Origin of the sequence: Bacteroides timonensis, from assembly GCF_000513195.1 — a bacterium.
GTDB lineage: Bacteria > Bacteroidota > Bacteroidia > Bacteroidales > Bacteroidaceae > Bacteroides > Bacteroides timonensis.
This window is the reverse complement of record NZ_CBVI010000012.1, coordinates 79,067-96,518: the sequence shown is the minus strand read 5'-3', so window position 1 is coordinate 96,518 and position 17,452 is coordinate 79,067. Positions and strand designations below refer to the sequence as shown.

General features: G+C 42.7%; 16 protein-coding genes. 13 read left to right on the top strand and 3 right to left on the bottom strand.

Annotated features, from left to right (window positions below; translation table 11 throughout):
* Positions 1–51: 51 nt before the first annotated feature.
* The 11 genes from BN161_RS03835 (at position 52) to BN161_RS03790 (ending at position 9,059) form a co-directional block, all read left to right on the top strand.
* Positions 52–1,503 (top strand): ATP-binding cassette domain-containing protein, encoded by a 1,452-nt coding sequence (locus tag BN161_RS03835; RefSeq protein WP_044263299.1) that lies wholly within the window; start codon positions 52–54, stop codon positions 1,501–1,503.
* A gap of 174 nt (positions 1,504–1,677) precedes the next feature.
* Entirely contained in the window at positions 1,678–1,998 is a 321-nt protein-coding gene (locus BN161_RS30340; RefSeq protein WP_244436408.1) for a hypothetical protein, read from the top strand.
* A complete protein-coding gene (locus tag BN161_RS30335) occupies positions 1,959–2,078 on the top strand; it encodes a 6-bladed beta-propeller (protein WP_244436407.1) in 120 nt (39 codons plus the stop codon). Before BN161_RS30340 ends, BN161_RS30335 begins: the two co-directional genes overlap by 40 nt.
* Before the next feature lie 129 nt (positions 2,079–2,207).
* Positions 2,208–2,438 (top strand): hypothetical protein, encoded by a 231-nt coding sequence (locus tag BN161_RS30330; RefSeq protein WP_244436406.1) that lies wholly within the window; start codon positions 2,208–2,210, stop codon positions 2,436–2,438.
* Positions 2,439–2,691: 253 nt separating this feature from the next.
* A complete protein-coding gene (locus BN161_RS03820) occupies positions 2,692–3,105 on the top strand; it encodes a hypothetical protein (RefSeq protein ID WP_044263297.1) in 414 nt (137 codons plus the stop codon).
* Positions 3,106–3,251: 146 nt separating this feature from the next.
* On the top strand, positions 3,252–3,899 hold the full coding sequence (locus tag BN161_RS03815; RefSeq protein ID WP_044263296.1) for a DedA family protein: 648 nt from the start codon (positions 3,252–3,254) through the stop codon (positions 3,897–3,899).
* Between the two features lie 18 nt (positions 3,900–3,917).
* Complete coding sequence (locus tag BN161_RS03810; protein WP_044263295.1) at positions 3,918–4,565, top strand: DUF47 domain-containing protein; 648 nt, start codon at positions 3,918–3,920, stop codon at positions 4,563–4,565.
* A gap of 14 nt (positions 4,566–4,579) precedes the next feature.
* Positions 4,580–5,602 (top strand): inorganic phosphate transporter, encoded by a 1,023-nt coding sequence (locus BN161_RS03805; protein WP_044263294.1) that lies wholly within the window; start codon positions 4,580–4,582, stop codon positions 5,600–5,602.
* Between the two features lie 131 nt (positions 5,603–5,733).
* Positions 5,734–6,390, top strand: a complete 657-nt coding sequence (gene fsa / locus BN161_RS03800) for a fructose-6-phosphate aldolase (RefSeq protein ID WP_007214717.1) — start codon at positions 5,734–5,736, stop codon at positions 6,388–6,390.
* A 113-nt stretch (positions 6,391–6,503) separates the two neighbouring features.
* Positions 6,504–8,381 carry an LTA synthase family protein gene (locus BN161_RS03795; RefSeq protein ID WP_044263292.1) on the top strand — a complete coding sequence of 626 codons (1,878 nt, stop codon included), beginning with the start codon at positions 6,504–6,506 and terminating at the stop codon, positions 8,379–8,381.
* Between the two features lie 6 nt (positions 8,382–8,387).
* Positions 8,388–9,059 (top strand): phosphatase PAP2 family protein, encoded by a 672-nt coding sequence (locus BN161_RS03790; RefSeq protein WP_044263290.1) that lies wholly within the window; start codon positions 8,388–8,390, stop codon positions 9,057–9,059.
* Positions 9,060–9,061: 2 nt separating this feature from the next.
* Here the strand turns inward: BN161_RS03790 and BN161_RS03785 are convergent, their stop codons facing one another.
* Positions 9,062–11,602, bottom strand: a complete 2,541-nt coding sequence (locus BN161_RS03785; protein WP_044263288.1) for a carboxypeptidase-like regulatory domain-containing protein — start codon at positions 11,600–11,602, stop codon at positions 9,062–9,064.
* A 738-nt stretch (positions 11,603–12,340) separates the two neighbouring features.
* Positions 12,341–13,210: a GLPGLI family protein gene (locus BN161_RS03780; RefSeq protein ID WP_044263287.1), complete on the bottom strand. Its 870-nt coding sequence runs from the start codon at positions 13,208–13,210 to the stop codon at positions 12,341–12,343.
* A gap of 214 nt (positions 13,211–13,424) precedes the next feature.
* On the opposite strand from BN161_RS03780, the gene BN161_RS03775 reads away from it, so the two are divergent.
* Positions 13,425–14,960: a sensor histidine kinase gene (locus tag BN161_RS03775; protein ID WP_044263284.1), complete on the top strand. Its 1,536-nt coding sequence runs from the start codon at positions 13,425–13,427 to the stop codon at positions 14,958–14,960.
* Between the two features lie 575 nt (positions 14,961–15,535).
* Entirely contained in the window at positions 15,536–16,216 is a 681-nt protein-coding gene (locus tag BN161_RS03770; RefSeq protein WP_044263283.1) for a response regulator transcription factor, read from the top strand.
* A gap of 6 nt (positions 16,217–16,222) precedes the next feature.
* On the opposite strand, the gene BN161_RS03765 is transcribed toward BN161_RS03770, so the two are convergent.
* A complete protein-coding gene (locus BN161_RS03765; protein WP_044263281.1) occupies positions 16,223–17,395 on the bottom strand; it encodes an RtcB family protein in 1,173 nt (390 codons plus the stop codon).
* Positions 17,396–17,452 lie beyond the last annotated feature (57 nt).

Below are 17,452 nucleotides of genomic sequence, written 5' to 3'. Positions count from 1 at the left end.
AGGAAAACTTGGTATCTTTGTGGCATCACTAAACAAAATACGTCTGAAATAATGCAACCATATACTATATGTTTGACGGGTGGTGTGGCCCGTAATCCGCTTGTGCGATTAGCTGCACCTGCTTCCGCATCTTTTCCGGCAGATGAACACATTACCATTGTCGGACCTAATGGTTCCGGAAAAAGCCTTTTGGTAGATATGCTTATCGGAAAATACCCTTTGAAGGAAGGAACAATAACCTATGACTTTTCTCCTTCAACGTCAAAAACAGTCTATGAGAATATCAAATATATTGCTTTTCGCGATACGTATGGTTCGGCGGATGCCAACTATTATTATCAGCAGCGCTGGAATACTCATGATCATGATGATGTTCCGTTTGTTAGGGATATGTTGGGAGAAGTCAGGGATGAAAAACTGAAACAAGAACTTTTTGAATTATTCCGTATTGAACCTATGCTGGATAAGCCGATGATTCTTCTTTCCAGTGGTGAGTTGCGTAAATTTCAGTTAGTGAAAGCACTGCTTACAGCTCCCCGTGTTCTTATCATGGATAATCCTTTCATTGGACTGGATGCCCAGACCCGTGAATTGCTGAATACTTTGTTGGCAGGACTAGCCAAACGCTCTGCCGTGCAACTCATCCTGATACTTTCTATGATGGATGATATTCCCTCATATATTAATAAAGTGCTGCCGATAGCAAATCGTACGGTAGGGCAAATGATGCAACGTGATCAATATCTTACCATATTCCGGAATGCAGATATACTTGTACCCGAAGATTTACAGCAGCGCATTATTGACCTTCCTTATGATAATACCAATTATGTATCCGATGAAGTGGTTCGATTGAATAAAGTCAGTATTCGCTATGGTGACCGTACTATTTTGAAAGAACTAGACTGGACAGTGATGCGCGGACAGAAGTGGGCGTTGAGTGGTGAGAATGGAGCGGGAAAGTCTACTTTACTTAGTCTTGTGTGTGCCGATAATCCTCAATCATACGCTTGCGATATCAGTCTGTTCGGGAGAAAGAGAGGGACGGGGGAGAGCATTTGGGAAATAAAGAAACATATTGGTTATGTCAGCCCTGAAATGCACCGTGCTTATTTGAAGAATCTACCGGCGATTGAAATAGTTGCCTCCGGCCTGCACGACAGTATCGGACTATACAAGCGCCCGAAAGCGGAGCAGATGTCTGTTTGCGAATGGTGGATGGATATTTTCGGTATTGCTGCCTTAAAAGACAAACCTTTTTTGCAATTATCCAGTGGTGAGCAACGTTTGGCTCTTCTGGCACGTGCTTTTGTAAAAGATCCGGAATTATTGATACTGGATGAGCCTTTGCATGGTCTGGATACATACAATCGTCGGCGGGTAAAGAAGATAATCGAAGCATTTTGTCGCCGGCAGGATAAAACCATGATTATGGTTACCCACTATGAAAAGGAGTTGCCCGCTACTATTACAGATCGCATAGTTTTAAAGCGTAATCGGTAATCAGTCAAAATTATGAAGAAACTGTTATTCCTATTTTTGATACTTTTTTTCCTCTTTTCTTGTGGGAGAGAGAAGGCGCCGATAAGTGAAAGTTTCCGGATAATACCCGATTCTTTCGCAATTGGTTTGAATTTGTATAATAAAGGAAGGGCAGTTTATCATCATTCCAATAACATGGACAGCATGTTATTCTATATGCAATTGGCTGAAGGTTTCTTCATACGTGGTGGGCATAAAGCGCAGGTGAACCGTTACATTGCTTCTGTCTATTCGGCAAGAGGAGAATCGGATGAGGCTATCAAATTTTCTGTGCGGTTACTGGAAGCTTTTCCGGGATTGAGCATGAAGGATGTGTATTTCTGTTGCCTGGTGAAAATAAACGTTAGTATTAAAGATCTATCTGACATTTACTGTATCAGTCGTACCTCGATAAATCAGGGAAGTTCCTTGGCAATGTGGGATCTTTGGGACAAGGTCCCGGTGAGTATCAGTTAATCTATGATGCCCAGATAGATGAAGCCGGTGAGCCGTATATACTTACTTCCATGGAATGCAAGATCTCTGTTGGCTTATGATTTGAAAGGACAGGCTGTACAGAGCATACCACTGCCTGGTTTGGTGCCGAAGGGTATCTTTAAGGCAAATACGAAAGACTCTTTGTTGTCTGTATTTCTTCTGCCTTTTGATTATTTACCGTATGTGGCATGGACTCAGAAGTTCAGTGGAGAAATTTACCTATTCCCTGGTTTTCGTATAGTTGTTCAAACGGATATTATACCGCCAACATGGAGCCTGTGACTCTGAAAGAAACTTTGGAAAAGTACCTGGCAGATGCTAAAAACATTCCTGCAGCTGACCGGGAACGTATGCAGAAGTTGGCAGATAGCATTCATGAGAATGATAATAACTATATTCTGTATGCTAAATTGAAATAATAAATGAAACACTGATTTTACATTATATTGCTGTCTCTATTGTTTCTCTCTGCTTGCAAGCCGCGGGCAGAGCAGAAGTAACGGGGAAAGAACGATACGATTGTTGCAGAAACTCCGAAGGTAATACAAGAGCCGGATGTATGACGATCCGCTCTTTTTGTATATATTACCCGGAAAAGAATAAAAGAGGTTCGTAAGATAAAAGGCTAAAATGATTCATCTCTGAAAAATACTTTTTATATTTGCAGCCGTTATGGCGAAGTATATACTTTTATTTTGCATATTGTTAGGTGTATTCCTTGTATCGGGATTCGAGTCTGTATCCGGTGATGTGAAGGAGTATGAGGAACTTTGTGTAACAGACCTGCAGCAGGGTAGGACGGAATGTAATATATCTGAGGCAGGTGCAGAGCAATGTAGGAAAGTTGTCTATGGCGGAGAATATGCAAGTAAGGCTATTGGTAATATAGCAACATCCGTTTCACGCAGTAATATTCCTTCTTCACAAGTTCTAAGATTTAATGCCCTTTCAGTTGTAGCAAAGATCGTCAAATCCATAAAGGTACTACTTCCCGAAGAAAAAAGAATGTCTTTTCCGTATCAACTCTCTCTTACTCACTATTCCAGTAGATACTATATCTATGCGTTAAGACATATTATTATTTAATCTTTCTCTTTTCTATAAGGCATTTAGTGTGTCTTATATCTTCTTATTACTTCAATTCATATGTATTCCTCTCATTGAGAATAACTGGAAAGTCATATCTCTGTTGTGGAATATGTATATACCTATATGTTAATACTCAATAGATAATGGAATTTATATTAGATTTTATTCTTCACATTGATCAATATATGATAAACATTGTGCAGGAATATCATGCCTGGACTTACATAATATTGTTCATAATCATTTTTTGTGAAACGGGATTGGTTGTTACTCCTTTTCTTCCGGGAGATTCATTACTCTTTGTGGCGGGAGCTATTGCCTCGTTACCCGGGACGCCTCTTGAGGTAAATATTCTTGTTTTGATCTTGTTTTTCGCCGCAGTTCTGGGAGATTCTTGTAATTATATGATAGGGCATCTCTTCGGACGCAAATTGTTCAATAATCCCAAATCCAGAATATTCAAACAAAGTCATTTGGATAAAACACATGAATTTTATAAAAAGTATGGAGGCAAGACCATAATTATAGCCAGGTTTGTCCCTATAGTGCGCACTTTTGCTCCGTTTGTAGCAGGAATGGGTAAAATGCATTACTATTATTTCATGGTATACAATCTGATAGGAGGTGCAGCTTGGGTGGCACTTTTCTGCTATGCCGGATATTTCTTCGGAGACCTCCCGATTGTGCAGGAAAATCTTAAATTGTTGATTGTGGCAATTATATTTATATCCATATTACCTGCCATTATAGAGGTGATACGGACAAAAATGAAATCAAAAAAACAGAAATAATTTGATATATTTATTCTTATGAAAAATTCTTTTTTTAGCAGGTTTACTCCCAAAGAACCTAAGTTCTTTCCTCTGTTGAAACAATTGTCTGAGATTTTGTCTGCATCATCCACTCTTTTAGTAGAAAGTTTACAACATGATAAACCGGAGGAGAGGGCAGATTATTATAAAAGAATAAAAGACCTGGAACGTGAGGGGGATAAATTAACTCATTTAATCCTTGATGAGCTTGGAACTACTTTTATTACTCCTTTTGACCGTGAAGATATTCATGCGTTGGCTTCAACCATGGATGACGTTATAGACGGGATAAACAGTTGTGCCAAACGTATTAATATCTATAATCCCCGTCCGATTTCCGATAGCGGAAAAGAGTTGAGTCACCTGATTCAACAGGAGGCTGTATATATTGGCAAGGCGATGGATGAACTTGAAACTTTCCGTCAGAAACCGGCCGCATTGCGTGGATACTGCAATAAGTTACATGATATAGAAAATCAGGCAGATGATGTATATGAACACTTTATCACGAAGCTTTTTGAAGAAGAAAAGGATTGCATTGAACTTATCAAGATTAAAGAGATCATGCATGAATTGGAAAAAACAACCGATGTGGCAGAACAGGTAGGTAAGATACTAAAGAATCTGATTATAAAATATGCATAGAAGAAGCTGAGAACATGGAATTATTAGTAATAATTATTGTACTGGCTCTGATATTCGACTATATCAATGGCTTCCACGATGCGGCAAATTCAATAGCCACTATTGTATCGACCAAAGTTCTTACTCCCTTTCAGGCAGTAATATGGGCGGCTTTCTTTAACTTCGTTGCATTTTTTATTGCCAAATATTTAATCGGCGGTTTCGGTATAGCCAATACTGTGTCCAAGACTGTGATGGAACAGTTTATAACACTGCCTATTATATTATCCGGAGTGATTGCTGCCATAGCATGGAATCTGTTTACCTGGTGGAGAGGTATTCCCTCATCTTCTTCCCACACCCTTATTGGCGGATTTGCAGGAGCTGCCATTATGGCTCATGGTTTCGATGCTATTCAACTCAATATCATTCTGAAGATTGCGGCTTTCATATTTCTTGCTCCTTTGATAGGAATGATTGTTGCCTTCGGATTTACATTGTTGGTTCTTTATGCTTGTCGGCGTGCACATCCCCATACGGCTGAAGTCTGGTTTAAGAAATTGCAACTTGTCTCTTCGGCCATGTTCAGTATAGGGCATGGTTTGAATGATTCGCAAAAAGTAATGGGTATTATAGCAGCAGCTATGATAGCAGCCCATTCGGAAGGCTTGGGAATGGGAATAAACAGTATTGAGGATTTACCGGATTGGGTGGCATTTTCCTGTTTTACTGCCATTTCGCTTGGTACAATGTCCGGTGGGTGGAAGATTGTGAAAACGATGGGTACCAGGATTACCAAAGTAACACCTTTGGAAGGTGTTGTTGCGGAAACAGCCGGTGCTTTTACTTTATATCTTACGGAATTCTTGAAAATTCCGGTGAGTACTACACATACAATTACCGGAGCTATTATTGGAGTCGGTGCTACCAAAAGACTCTCCGCTGTACGTTGGGGAGTGACAAGAAGTCTGATGATTGCTTGGGTGCTGACGATCCCGGTGAGTGGGCTTTTGGCAGCCGGAGTTTATTGGATTATTGGCTTGTTCTGTTCTTTATAAGGATAAAATAGCATGCACTGAAAACATTTAACTAAACTATCTGTTCTTATTATATATGCTTCACATTCGTAAATTCAATTAGTTTGATGTAGCATGATTATCTTTTAAATCACAATAAAACAGTTTATGCCATGAAGTTTTTTATTGACACTGCAAATTTAGATCAAATCCGGGAAGCCTATGATATGGGCGTTCTTGATGGAGTGACAACCAATCCTTCGCTCATGGCGAAAGAGGGTATCAAAGGAGTAGATAACCAGCGGAAACATTATGTCGAAATCTGCAACATCGTGCAAGGCGATGTCAGTGCCGAAGTAATTGCTACGGATTATGAAGGTATGATTAAGGAAGGTGAAGAACTTGCTGCACTCAACCCTCACATCGTAGTAAAAGTTCCCTGTATTGCCGACGGTATCAAGGCTGTCAAATATTTCACTTCCAAAGGTATCCGTACCAATTGCACATTAGTATTTTCCGTAGGGCAAGCATTGCTGGCCGCCAAGGCAGGAGCTACTTATGTTTCTCCGTTTGTCGGGCGTCTGGATGACATCTGTGAAGACGGTATTGCACTGGTAGGCAAGATTGTAGAAATGTATCGATATTACGGTTATACTACACAGGTACTCGCAGCCTCCATTCGTCATACAGCGCACATCATGCAATGTATTGAAGTAGGAGCTGATGTAGCAACCTGTCCGTTGTCTGCCATCAAAGGTCTACTTAATCATCCGTTGACGGATTCCGGGTTGAAAAAGTTCCTTGAAGACTATAAACGTGTAAACGGATAATAAAAAACACTCTATAAGCCTATCTTTCATGGTTTTCTTGAACAATATTGGCGTAAAATAGAATAAAACAACTATTTTTGCGCTCAATATAAATATAAAAAGAGAAAAAGCTGATGAAAGAAAGGCTTATTGGATTGATAAAGACGTACATTCTCTTCGTCTGTATCTTTATACTACAGAAACCCTTATTTATACTCTACTACAGTTCTTTGTATGCAGGAACTTCCTGGACAGACCCTTTCAAGGTTATCTGGAATGGTTTACCCCTCGACCTCTCGCTTGCCGGATATTTAACGGCTATTCCCGGACTACTCTTCATAGCGTCCGCCTGGACACTTTCCAAGGCACTCCGCCGTATCTGGAACGGCTATTACTTCTTCATCGCTATTTTGCTCGCTGTCATTTTCATTGTTGATATAGGTTTATATGAGTATTGGGGCTTCCGTCTGGATGCTACACCGCTCTTTTATTTCTTCTCTTCTCCCAAAGATGCGCTGGCAAGTATCAATATATGGCAGGTGCTGGGAGGAATAGTAGCCATGATCCTGTATGCATCATTGCTTTACGCTCTTTTTCTTTGGATACAGAAAGGTATCTGGAAAAGGATGAAACTGCCTTATCGCCGATTGTCGGTGTCAGGTGTAATGCTGTTACTGACCGGTTTGCTCTTTATTCCTATCCGTGGCGGTTTTACCGTTTCTACAATGAACACCGGCAAAGTTTATTTCAGTTCCAACCAACGCTTGAACCATGCAGCTATCAATCCGGCATTCAGCCTGATGGAATCTCTATCCAAGCAAAAGGATTTCGGCAAGCAATATCGTTTTATGGAAGCGGCACAGGCGGATGAGTTGATAAAAAATCTGGTAGATCCGTCAGTGCTGGACAGTACTGCAATGGTTCCCGATACTTTACGTACGACTTTATTCAAGACAGAACGCCCCAATGTTATCTTTGTTATATTGGAGAGCTTCTCATCCAGATTGATGACAACTTTGGGCGGTGAACCGGATGTTGCCGTACAGATGGACAGTCTGGCAAAGGAGGGAGTACTCTTTACAAACTTTTATGCCAATAGTTTCCGCACAGACCGTGGATTGGTGGCTATTCTGAGTGGCTATCCCGCACAGCCTACCACGAGTATCATGAAGTATCCCCGTAAGACACAGAATCTTCCTGCCATTGCAGGTAGCCTGCGTGATGCCGGGTACCGTACTAAATATTATTATGGAGGTGATGCCGACTTTACGAATATGCGTTCCTATCTGATGTCTTCCGGTTTCGAGAATATTATTTCCGATCAGGACTTTCCCGTATCAGAGCGCTTGAGTAAATGGGGAGCGCATGACCATCTTGTTTTCAACCGTCTGCTGGAAGATATGAAAGCTGAGGCGGCAGACACAGCTTCGGCAGAAAATGCCCGTCCTTTTTTCCGGGTATTGCAAACTTCCAGCAGTCATGAACCCTTTGAAGTTCCGTATCGCCGTCTGGCGAATGATCGTTTAAACGCTTTTGCTTATACCGATAGTTGTGTAGGCGACTTTGTGAAGCGTTTCCGCGAATTGCCCCAATGGAAGAATACAGTGTTGGTACTGGTTCCCGACCACCTGGGCGCGTATCCTGAACATCTGAATAATCTATCGGTAGATCGCTACCAAATACCCCTGTTGTTGATAGGAGGTGCAGTTAGCGAACCAAGACGCATTGATATATATGGTTCCCAACATGATATTGCGGCTACTTTATTGGCACAATTATCATTGCCGCATCAGGATTTTGTGTTCAGTAAAGATATGCTGAATCCGGCTTCTCCACATTTTGCATTCTTTGCCGTGCCGGATGCTTTTGGTATGGTGACACCAGGCAATCAGTTGATATTTAACTGCGAAGCTGATGCTGTGGCAGTAGATGAAGGCAGTACGAAAGGGAAGAACTTGTTGCCGGGCAAGGCCTATTTGCAGAAATTATATGATGACATTGCTAAAAGATAAAACAAGATGATGCTATTAGAAGTATTGAATGAGGTTGTTGACATTGATACTGACATATTCCTCTCCATCAACCGGATGCACAGTCCGTTCTTTGATTATTTCATGAGTACCTACAGTGGTAAATGGATTTGGATACCCATGTATGCCGCCATTTGGTACGTGATGCTACGCAATTTCCATTGGAAAGTGACTTTGTTCTGTATGATCGGCCTGGCACTCGTAATTACCATTGCCGACCAGACGGGGGCAACATTGATACGTCCGTATGTGGAACGTCTCCGCCCTTCCAATCTGGAAAACCCTATATCCGATGTGGTGCATATCGTAAACGGGCGTCGGGGAGGACGTTATGGTTTCCCATCTTGCCATGCTGCCAATACTTTCGGGCTGGCATTCTTTATCTGGTTTCTTTTCCGCAAGCGATGGCTCACCGTATTTATGATGGGATGGGCGTTGCTGACCTGCTATTCACGTATCTACTTGGGAGTACATTATCCGGGCGATCTCATAGTGGGAACATTGATAGGATTATTTGCCGCATATATTGTATACCGCCTTTTCCTGAAAGTCAGCGGGCATAAGACTATGACGAAAGTCCCCCACATCTATGCTCCGATACTGGTGGGCGGATTGACGATAGTGGGGATACTGATATATTCCGCAGTGATGATTTTATAGATTCAGAACTGATAATTGGCTGTTACCATCGCTTCCCTCTGACGTATATTTAGCCGTGAAGTGTAACTTTGCGTGGCGGAATACGTCGTGTAAGCATACTCTTTTTTGTTGAAGAGATTGTTGAGGGTTGCTTCCAATCTCCATTTTCTCCTTTTATAGATAAGGGATGCATCTGCGAATACTGTGTTGAGATGTGTGTTTCCTCCCAAGTCATTCCGGTAATGTTCGCCGGAAAGGCGCAGGTCCACTTGTCCGATACTGAATGTGAGATGCAATCGTTGTACGAAGTCCAGTAACGGGGTGAGACGGGTATCACTTCCTATCTTGCTGCCACCGTAGCCTAATGTGGCATGATATTCTGCTTCAAAAACATCTGCGGGCGACCAGATAATTTTAGGCTCTGCCTTCAGATAATCATAACGATAGGTTTGCAGAAGACTTTGCTGATTACCCTCGCTGTCAGCCAGGCGGGTAAGCTGTTCACCATTGCTGCGACTGAGTAGTAGGGTGAGTGAGGTTTTCAAATGCCAGTCGTATATACCTTTGGACAAGGTACTGCTGAGATTCCAGCTATCGTTATGGTTCGGTAGTCCACGACGAGTGTAGACAATGGCATCTTCGGAAACACTCTGTTCGAAAAGGGTATTCCTGTTGCTGCGACTGTAGGTTAGCGCGGCGGTGATGAAAAATTCCTGTACAGTGTTCTTGTACTCTCCGTAAAGGTTGTAGGTTTGCGTGGTGCTGGTAGGGAAAAGTCCGTTGCCGTTTCGCCAGGTGCGGTAATCGGTTTGGTAGAGTCCCGGATACAAGTCGGAGAAGTCTCCTGCCGAACGTTTCAGACTGCCATAAAGGGAGAACGTCCAATGATAATCCAGTTTATAACGCAAATACGTGGACGGATTGAAGAACAGGAACGAACGCTGCTGTGAGAAATACCGTTCTGCTTTCAGAGGAAGGGAAAGCGTAGTCAGCCATTTTCCCCGTTTCAGCTGGAAGTAGGGGGTAAGATATAATGATAGATGCGAAGCATTGAAATCATAGGACTGTCCTGCCGGAGTATATTTCAAGGTAGCCCGTTCTCCTTGTATTCCTGCTTTATATTGTTGGGTAAATCCATTATACTTTCGTAGATATGCGGCACTGTTATCTGTGTAGAAGTTATGCTGGTTGAATTTACTTTTTCCTTCTTCGAGTAGTAAGGATGCAGGCTGGTAAGCGTACTGTGTCGCCGAACGGAATTCCCAGGTTCCGCTTTCCCGGTTCCGGATAAGATTGAAGTAGTTTCCGGCACTTAGTTGTGACGTTTGCAGAGTTTGTCCAAGTTCCTCCGAACGTCCACGGTTTATTTCTCCGTCTACGGTGAAGCGGTTGGATATATAATTCCGGCTGCTGTTATCTTCATAACGCAGTTCCAGATTAGCGATGTCACTTCTCAGACGATAATGGTAGGTTTCGTCTATTTGTATGGTATTTGTCGGTTGATAATAAATTCGGGTATTTCCCCGTTGCTGTTGGATCAGATCATGAGTATATCCGGCCTGCAGGCGCAAGCTGCGGTCATCATTCCATTTGTACATGCGGTTGCCGTTCAGAGTGTGGGTTTCATTGAATAGCAAGCGATTCTTGTCTAATGGTACGCTGATGCCCGGCTGGGAGAGAAAACCGGAAAGCGGAACTTGTTGCTGGTTATTTCCGGTCAGTCTTGTTTGCTCGTTGCTGAGGTCCTTGCCATTGTTGTTTGTCTTGTAATTATAGACACTCTGTTTTCCTTTACCCAGTTGAAGGGCGTTCAGTCCGCCTTCCCACAGGATTTTGTCGTTGTTGTCACTCCATCCAGTTCCCAGGGTACCGTTTGTTATCCATTGGTCGCGTGCTTTCGGGTCCAGTTTCAGGTTCAATGCTACTTCATCGGAATTGATCTTTCCTTTCAAGGCCTTTACCGACTGATAGTTCTCCATGATTTCCGCACTCTTTACGGCTTTGGCGCTCAGATTGTTGTTGATTTGGTTATAACGTCCGCCTGTCACATCCATTCCTTCCACAAAATAGTGGTCAATGGCTTTCCCTTTATACTTTACCTGTCCGTTTTCATCTATATCCACACCCGGAAGTTTCTTTAATACATCCTTTATGTGTACATCTTTGGATGAGGCAAACTGTGCCAGGTCATATCTTACCGTATCCTTTCGGGTATTGATACGTCCGGGACGTATTTGTACTTCTTTTAGCATAATCGATTCTGCCTGTAGGTTGATATTCAGGGTTCCTGCTGCACTGATATTGCGCATCTCTCTCTTATAGCCTAACAAGGAAACATTAAGCTGCAATGTCCCGCTATGCTTCCAAGGCAGAGAATATTGCCCTTTGGCGTCGGTCAGCGTGTAATCTATCATCATGTTTCCGCGTAATACACTGATCATTGCGGCTTCCAGTGGTTGATGGGTTTCCGCATCTGTTATTTTCCCGCTCAGAGTTTGAGCACGGCTAATTGTTGAAAAATAGAGAAAAGAGAGAAAAGCCATAAGGAGAAGTGATCTATTCATATATTCAATTGATTAAATAAAGGATAAGTAAGTGTTCATAATTAGTTCACATAATAATAGGTAACTAAATGATAATTTAGCGGCGTGAATGAATAGGCAGAACTATCTCAATTCTCCTCCTCCTCGGAGGAGGAGTACCCGTAGGGGGAGGTGGTAGGTAAAATAATAAATACCTATTAATAAGAATATTAAGGAATTCTTTTCCACCTACCACCCCGCCCTCTGGGCACCCCTCCTCCAAGGAGGAGGGGAATTGAGATACTCCGACATCTCACCGCTAAATTCCCATTTATACTACGAATTAATTTTGATTGACTACTTATTCAATTGATTAAATAAAGGATATGGTTATTAGTCCATCTTTTATCCCAATGATGACTTTATACATATATATATGGTGGTGAAAAGTGTTTACATATATCTGTATTCAAACATCATCACTTTACAGATGAAAATTCCCCAGTTAAATAAGCGTTAACTCCTAAGCTTAGGAGTAACGCATTCCTAAGCTTAGGAGTAACGCACTCTCTAACTAGGGAGTAACGCACTCCTAAGCTTAGGAGTTAACACCCCCCTAAAATAGGAAGTATTACCCCCTCTACAATACACTGTAGCGTGGGTCAGCAAAATTCAGCTTGTCCAGTCACTAAAATCAGAAGATAAAGAATAAGGAGATAAATATAGAAAAACAGGCATATATAATTATTGACAATTAGCCTGTAGATTGCAACTCATAACTCATTCATCCCGTTCCAATGGATTATGAGGAACATTCTTCGGGTTCTTGGTTGCATTGCCGTGTTCATCACTTACTTTGATGGTAACGTTCGGCATACTTCCGGTGATAAATCCTACTGGATCTGCATAATAGCGTTCATATACTTTGTTGTATGCTTTACGATTCATCGGTTCATGCCTCTTTCCATCGAAGAGTATGGGTCTGTCAGTATGGCATTGCTCTACACCAGTGGCGGTGAATGAATAATGCCCTTCACTGTCTACGGCTTTCAGTATCAGTCCTGGCAGCCCGCACAGTTTCCAGGGACCTTCACTGACAGGAATTTCTGTAGTGAACCATGCTGTCCATGTCCGTCCTTTGAACCGACATTCGGCTTTGCCGCAGAGGTAGGAGAGGATACTGTCATTTTCTGCCAGTATCTTCCACTGCGGACGTTCATCCGGTTCTTCGCAACGCAGGCGAGATATACCTGCTATTTCATCAAGAGTTGTTACTCTTCCGGCAGGATAACCTCTGAAGGTACGTTCGCTCAGTTTGCTTGTTCCGTATTGTTTCAGATGTTCATTAATCGTTTCCTGTGAGGCTTTATTGGCGAAGTCTACTGCCAGTACGGAGTCGCAAACATACTTGGTGTAACTGTAGAACTTAGAAAGACTTTTACCGACTTCCAACATCATGGTTTCTTCCGTAACATTTTCCGGCTTTTCCGTATTACTGATACAGCGCGTTTCATATTGCACAAGGAGCTGTGCCTTACCGATAGTGTCATTCTGGATTTTCGTTCCATCGGAAACGATGATTTGTGCCTTTGCTTGTGATGCAAGCAACATGGCGAGACACAGATTAAGAAAGATAATTCTTGCACTCATAGTTTTACTTTTTAGAAGTTTGACATGCTGTTGCCAGCAAATATTGTAGTGCAAAACTATGCGGATTTTACTTCAGAAGAGGCTGAAAGTTATTACTGAAATATTACTCAATGCATAATATCTGCCTCGCACGTACTTATATTTGCAAGCTAACCTTTACCTTTGCCGCTACTAAATGCAAGTCTTTCTAAGAGAGACTAAAAAAAGAACAATTATGGAACAACGGATTAAGATCGTTTGGATATTCTCCATCGTATCGATACTGCTTATCACCTGCGGGCAGGTCTACTGGTTGCGTAATCAGTATCAGTATATGAATGATGAACAGATCAATGATATTTATGATCGCATCTTGCAGACCGCTCAACAGTATGACTCTATCCGTGCTCCTCAACCCAAAAAGGTGCTCAACAATACCAATATGTTTTTCTATCAGCTGAGCAAATTCATTGACTTGGAACAGCGGACTACTATTGATGAGTTGATACTTGGAGCCTTGGAAGGGCGGGATTTGGAGAGTATGGGACAAAAGAATATAGAAACTCTCAGAATAGAGCAACAAGATTCAGCCGGAGTGAATGATAAAGAGAGAGAGGCGAAGCGCAGAGAATGGGCATTGAAGTTAGATAGCCTTATACCGGAAGAACGGGTAATTGTGAAGGATTCATTCAAAATAAATATGTCCGATAAAGATGCTCCTAATCTGAATTCGGTGATTAATCTTTATCGTCTCGAATTGGATGTACCTTTCGCATTGCAGCAATTTGATTCTTTGCTTGCCATGCGCCTGGACAATCAACCGTTTACTACGCATCTGGTGGTTTCCGAAGATTCCATTTACCAGTGGAATGCAGAACTGAAACGGCAAGGTACATTGTTCAATCCATATATAGAAGTAATGTATCCTTATAATCCCCTAAAACGTCAGTTTGTGCTTGTTTCTGTGAAGGTTTCGCCCCATGCGGTACTTGTGCGTATGGGTTGGCAGTTAGTGGGTAGCACTTGCCTGATCTTTTTGCTGGGGCTTTGTCTGCTGTTTCAGATTAAAACCATCTTGAAACAACGACGGATAGACGAACTGCGAAAAAGCTTTGTAAACACTATGATACATGAACTGAAACGTCCTGTCCAGGCTCTGAAAATGTGTATAGCCTTTCTCAATGACAAGTCTATGCGAACAGACGAGAAAGCGATGGATGAAGTGATTCACGATTCCATGTCCGAGTTGGATAACCTGTCGGCTTATCTTTCGAAATTACGTGATATGACGCGTGCCGATGATGAACACACGCAGCTTTCCGTCCGTACATTTGATATAAAAACGAGTTTGGAAAAGCTTGTCCGGCTTTACCATGTACCTGAGGATAAGAATGTGTCTATTGAAACCCATTTCAGTTCGGAGACTCTGGTAACGGCAGACCCGGTGCATGTTTCCAATATTATCAGTAATTTGATAGAGAACGCCGTGAAGTATTCGGGTAGGTCTGTGCATATTGTTGTAGATTGTCTTTTGCAGGATCACCGGTTGATGATACGGGTGTCTGATGATGGTATCGGCATTCCGGTCTCCGAACAGAACCGTGTATTTGATAAGTTCTATCGGGGCAGTAATTTTCCCGACCGTTCGTTGCCCGGTATTGGTCTGGGATTGAGCTACATAAAGTTGCTGGTAGAAGCGCACCATGGAAGCATTTCTTTAAATAGTCAGGCAGGTAAGGGGACGACGATTGAAATTAATATTCCCCAATGAGGAAGTTACTAGCTACAAGCTACAGGCTACGAGTTGCTGCATTATATTTGTTTACTCTGAAAAAACGTTTAAGTACTGTATCATAATTAAATGCTAATTTAATGTACTTTCTTTTGCCTTGATGCAAAAGAAAGATACCAAAGAAAAAATCAAGGCTGCACTTCCGGGGCTACTCCGGCAGTATTTTCAGCTAAAGGGCAGGAACTCGCTACGCTCAAACAGCCTGCCCTTCTTAACGCTGAAAACACTACCTTCGCTTAACGCCCCTACAGTGAGGCCGGGAGACCATTCGGGTGAGAGTGCCGGATGTAATAATGCGCAGCCGCTTCCACAGCGCAGCTCTCGGGCATAGGCGGAGGTGGGTAAGCGGAGGTGCTGTCAGTCACAGGTAAGGGGCGATTGTCTGAGCGTAGCGAGTTCGAGCCCCGGCTGTGCATGGCAGTATCGGAGTAGCACCGAAGACTCAGCCCGGGTCCTTTCTTTTTGATACTTTTTCTTTCGGACAAGCGAAAGAAAAAGTATAAGATAAATTCCCATTTATAGTCCAAAACAATTTTGAATATCTACTTAACTATATGAAACCTTTGAAAATACTTTTTGCCGATGATGATTTGAAGTACTCGATGCTGCTGAAACGCTTTCTTGAAAAAGAAGGTTATGAGGTGACTTATGCCGGAAACGGTACGATTGCTTTGGAACAGTTTCCGCTTGTAAAGCCCGATTTGGTATTGCTCGATATCAATATGCCCGGTTACAATGGCTTTGAAGTGGCCGAACGTATCCGCAAGACGGATAAACACGTCCTAATCTTCTTCCTTTCCGACCGTAGTGATAAGGCCGACCGCCTGCAAGGTTTCCAGCTTCGTGCAAATGATTATCTTGCCAAGCCGTTTTATCCGGAAGAACTTATAGCCCGTATCCATGAACGTTTTACTTCCCAACTTTCCGATACGGTGGAGGAGGAGACTTACCGTTTTGGTCAGTCTGTCTTCAATTACAGTACCAATGAAATACGAACGGGAAATAATAAAGTTCTTATTACCTCCCGTCAGGCAGAGATCCTCCGCTTGTTGGCGAAGAATCTCAACTTGGCTGTAGACCGTGACTTGCTGTTGAATACAGTTTGGAGTAGTACCTCTTATGCAAACTCTCTGGCGTTGAATGTACAGATAACTTATTTGCGTAAGGCGCTTCGCAATGACTCCTCAGTGAAGATAGAATCGTTGATGAAGAAAGGGTATGTATTGAAAGGATAACTAAAGTCATCCTTTGATAACCGCAATCGGCGACAAGGTGGTACGAATCTTTACCAGGTCAGCCTGATTAGCCATTACTTCATCGATATTCTTATAGGCGCCGGCAGCCTCTTCCAAGTCTTGGCGTCCACGAATGGCATGTATGATATTCTGCGATTCAAGACGCGCGATTTCCTCTTCGAGTGATAGACTGCACACAGCCTCAGAACGGCTCATCGCACGTCCTGCCCCGTGTGAAGAACTCAAGAAGCTTTCCGGATTGCCTAATCCCTCTACTATATAGGAATGTGTACCTTGTGATCCCGGAATAATACCTATTTCTCCGATGCCGGCATGTACAGCCCCCTTCCGGTGCACAATTACATTTTCCCCGAAATGTTCTTCCCATGCAGCATAGTTGTGCGCAATGTTGATCATAGGTTCGAAAGTGGCGTTAGGCAATGCTTCGGCTATTATTTCCTCAATGCGTTCCATCATAAGTTTACGGTTGGCAAGGGCAAAAGCAACGCAATATTCCATTTCCGCCCAGTATTGTTTGAATTCCGGTGCACGCAGCGGGAGGAAAGCGAGTTTTATATCCGGTTTTACACTGGAATACCAGCGGGTATTCAGTGTTTCGGCCATCTGGTTATAGTAATCGCCTACCATCTTTCCTAAATTTCGGCTACCGCTGTGCAGCATAATCCACAGGTAACCGTCATTGCAACGTTGCAATTCGATGAAGTGGTTGCCACCACCCAGTGTACCGATTTGTTTTCGTGCCGATACTAATTGACGATTTACGACTGTCATTCTCTCTGTATCGAAACCGGTTGGCATGTATTGTTCATCTTGCGCGGTTTTATGGTGCTCTCTTCCCAAGGGAATCCGTTTACGTATTCCTCGCATAATCTCTTTGCGAAGTACATCCTGCGGTATTTCCTCAACAAGAAGATTTGTTTTCACGGCACACATACCGCAACCGATATCCACTCCTACCGCGTTGGGGATTACTGCTCCTTTCGTTGCCAGTACACCACCTATCGGCATACCTTTACCCCCATGTGCGTCGGGCATCAGTGCAAGGTGATGGAAAAGGAAAGGTAGTGTTGCCAGGTTGTTTACTTCTTCCCAGGCATGTGCGTCCAGCTGGTCTACCCAGAGTTTTACGGGTACATTGTTCATTGTAATAACTTTCATATTTCAATGTCTTTTAAGTTGATGTTGCAAAGATTTGCATGGAGGTGCGCAATGTTT

What these genes read in the sequence shown, in the direction of transcription:
- BN161_RS03835 (WP_044263299.1), top strand. Translation starts at nt 52, where the DNA reads ATGCAACCATATACTATATGTTTGACGGGTGGTGTGGCCCGTAATCCG.
- BN161_RS30340 (WP_244436408.1), top strand. Translation starts at nt 1,678, where the DNA reads ATGGACAGCATGTTATTCTATATGCAATTGGCTGAAGGTTTCTTCATA.
- BN161_RS30330 (WP_244436406.1), top strand. Translation starts at nt 2,208, where the DNA reads ATGGACTCAGAAGTTCAGTGGAGAAATTTACCTATTCCCTGGTTTTCG.
- BN161_RS03820 (WP_044263297.1), top strand. Translation starts at nt 2,692, where the DNA reads ATGGCGAAGTATATACTTTTATTTTGCATATTGTTAGGTGTATTCCTT.
- BN161_RS03815 (WP_044263296.1), top strand. Translation starts at nt 3,252, where the DNA reads ATGGAATTTATATTAGATTTTATTCTTCACATTGATCAATATATGATA.
- BN161_RS03810 (WP_044263295.1), top strand. Translation starts at nt 3,918, where the DNA reads ATGAAAAATTCTTTTTTTAGCAGGTTTACTCCCAAAGAACCTAAGTTC.
- BN161_RS03805 (WP_044263294.1), top strand. Translation starts at nt 4,580, where the DNA reads ATGGAATTATTAGTAATAATTATTGTACTGGCTCTGATATTCGACTAT.
- fsa (WP_007214717.1), top strand. Translation starts at nt 5,734, where the DNA reads ATGAAGTTTTTTATTGACACTGCAAATTTAGATCAAATCCGGGAAGCC.
- BN161_RS03795 (WP_044263292.1), top strand. Translation starts at nt 6,504, where the DNA reads ATGAAAGAAAGGCTTATTGGATTGATAAAGACGTACATTCTCTTCGTC.
- BN161_RS03790 (WP_044263290.1), top strand. Translation starts at nt 8,388, where the DNA reads ATGATGCTATTAGAAGTATTGAATGAGGTTGTTGACATTGATACTGAC.
- BN161_RS03785 (WP_044263288.1), bottom strand. Translation starts at nt 11,602, where the DNA reads ATGAATAGATCACTTCTCCTTATGGCTTTTCTCTCTTTTCTCTATTTT.
- BN161_RS03780 (WP_044263287.1), bottom strand. Translation starts at nt 13,210, where the DNA reads ATGAGTGCAAGAATTATCTTTCTTAATCTGTGTCTCGCCATGTTGCTT.
- BN161_RS03775 (WP_044263284.1), top strand. Translation starts at nt 13,425, where the DNA reads ATGGAACAACGGATTAAGATCGTTTGGATATTCTCCATCGTATCGATA.
- BN161_RS03770 (WP_044263283.1), top strand. Translation starts at nt 15,536, where the DNA reads ATGAAACCTTTGAAAATACTTTTTGCCGATGATGATTTGAAGTACTCG.
- BN161_RS03765 (WP_044263281.1), bottom strand. Translation starts at nt 17,395, where the DNA reads ATGAAAGTTATTACAATGAACAATGTACCCGTAAAACTCTGGGTAGAC.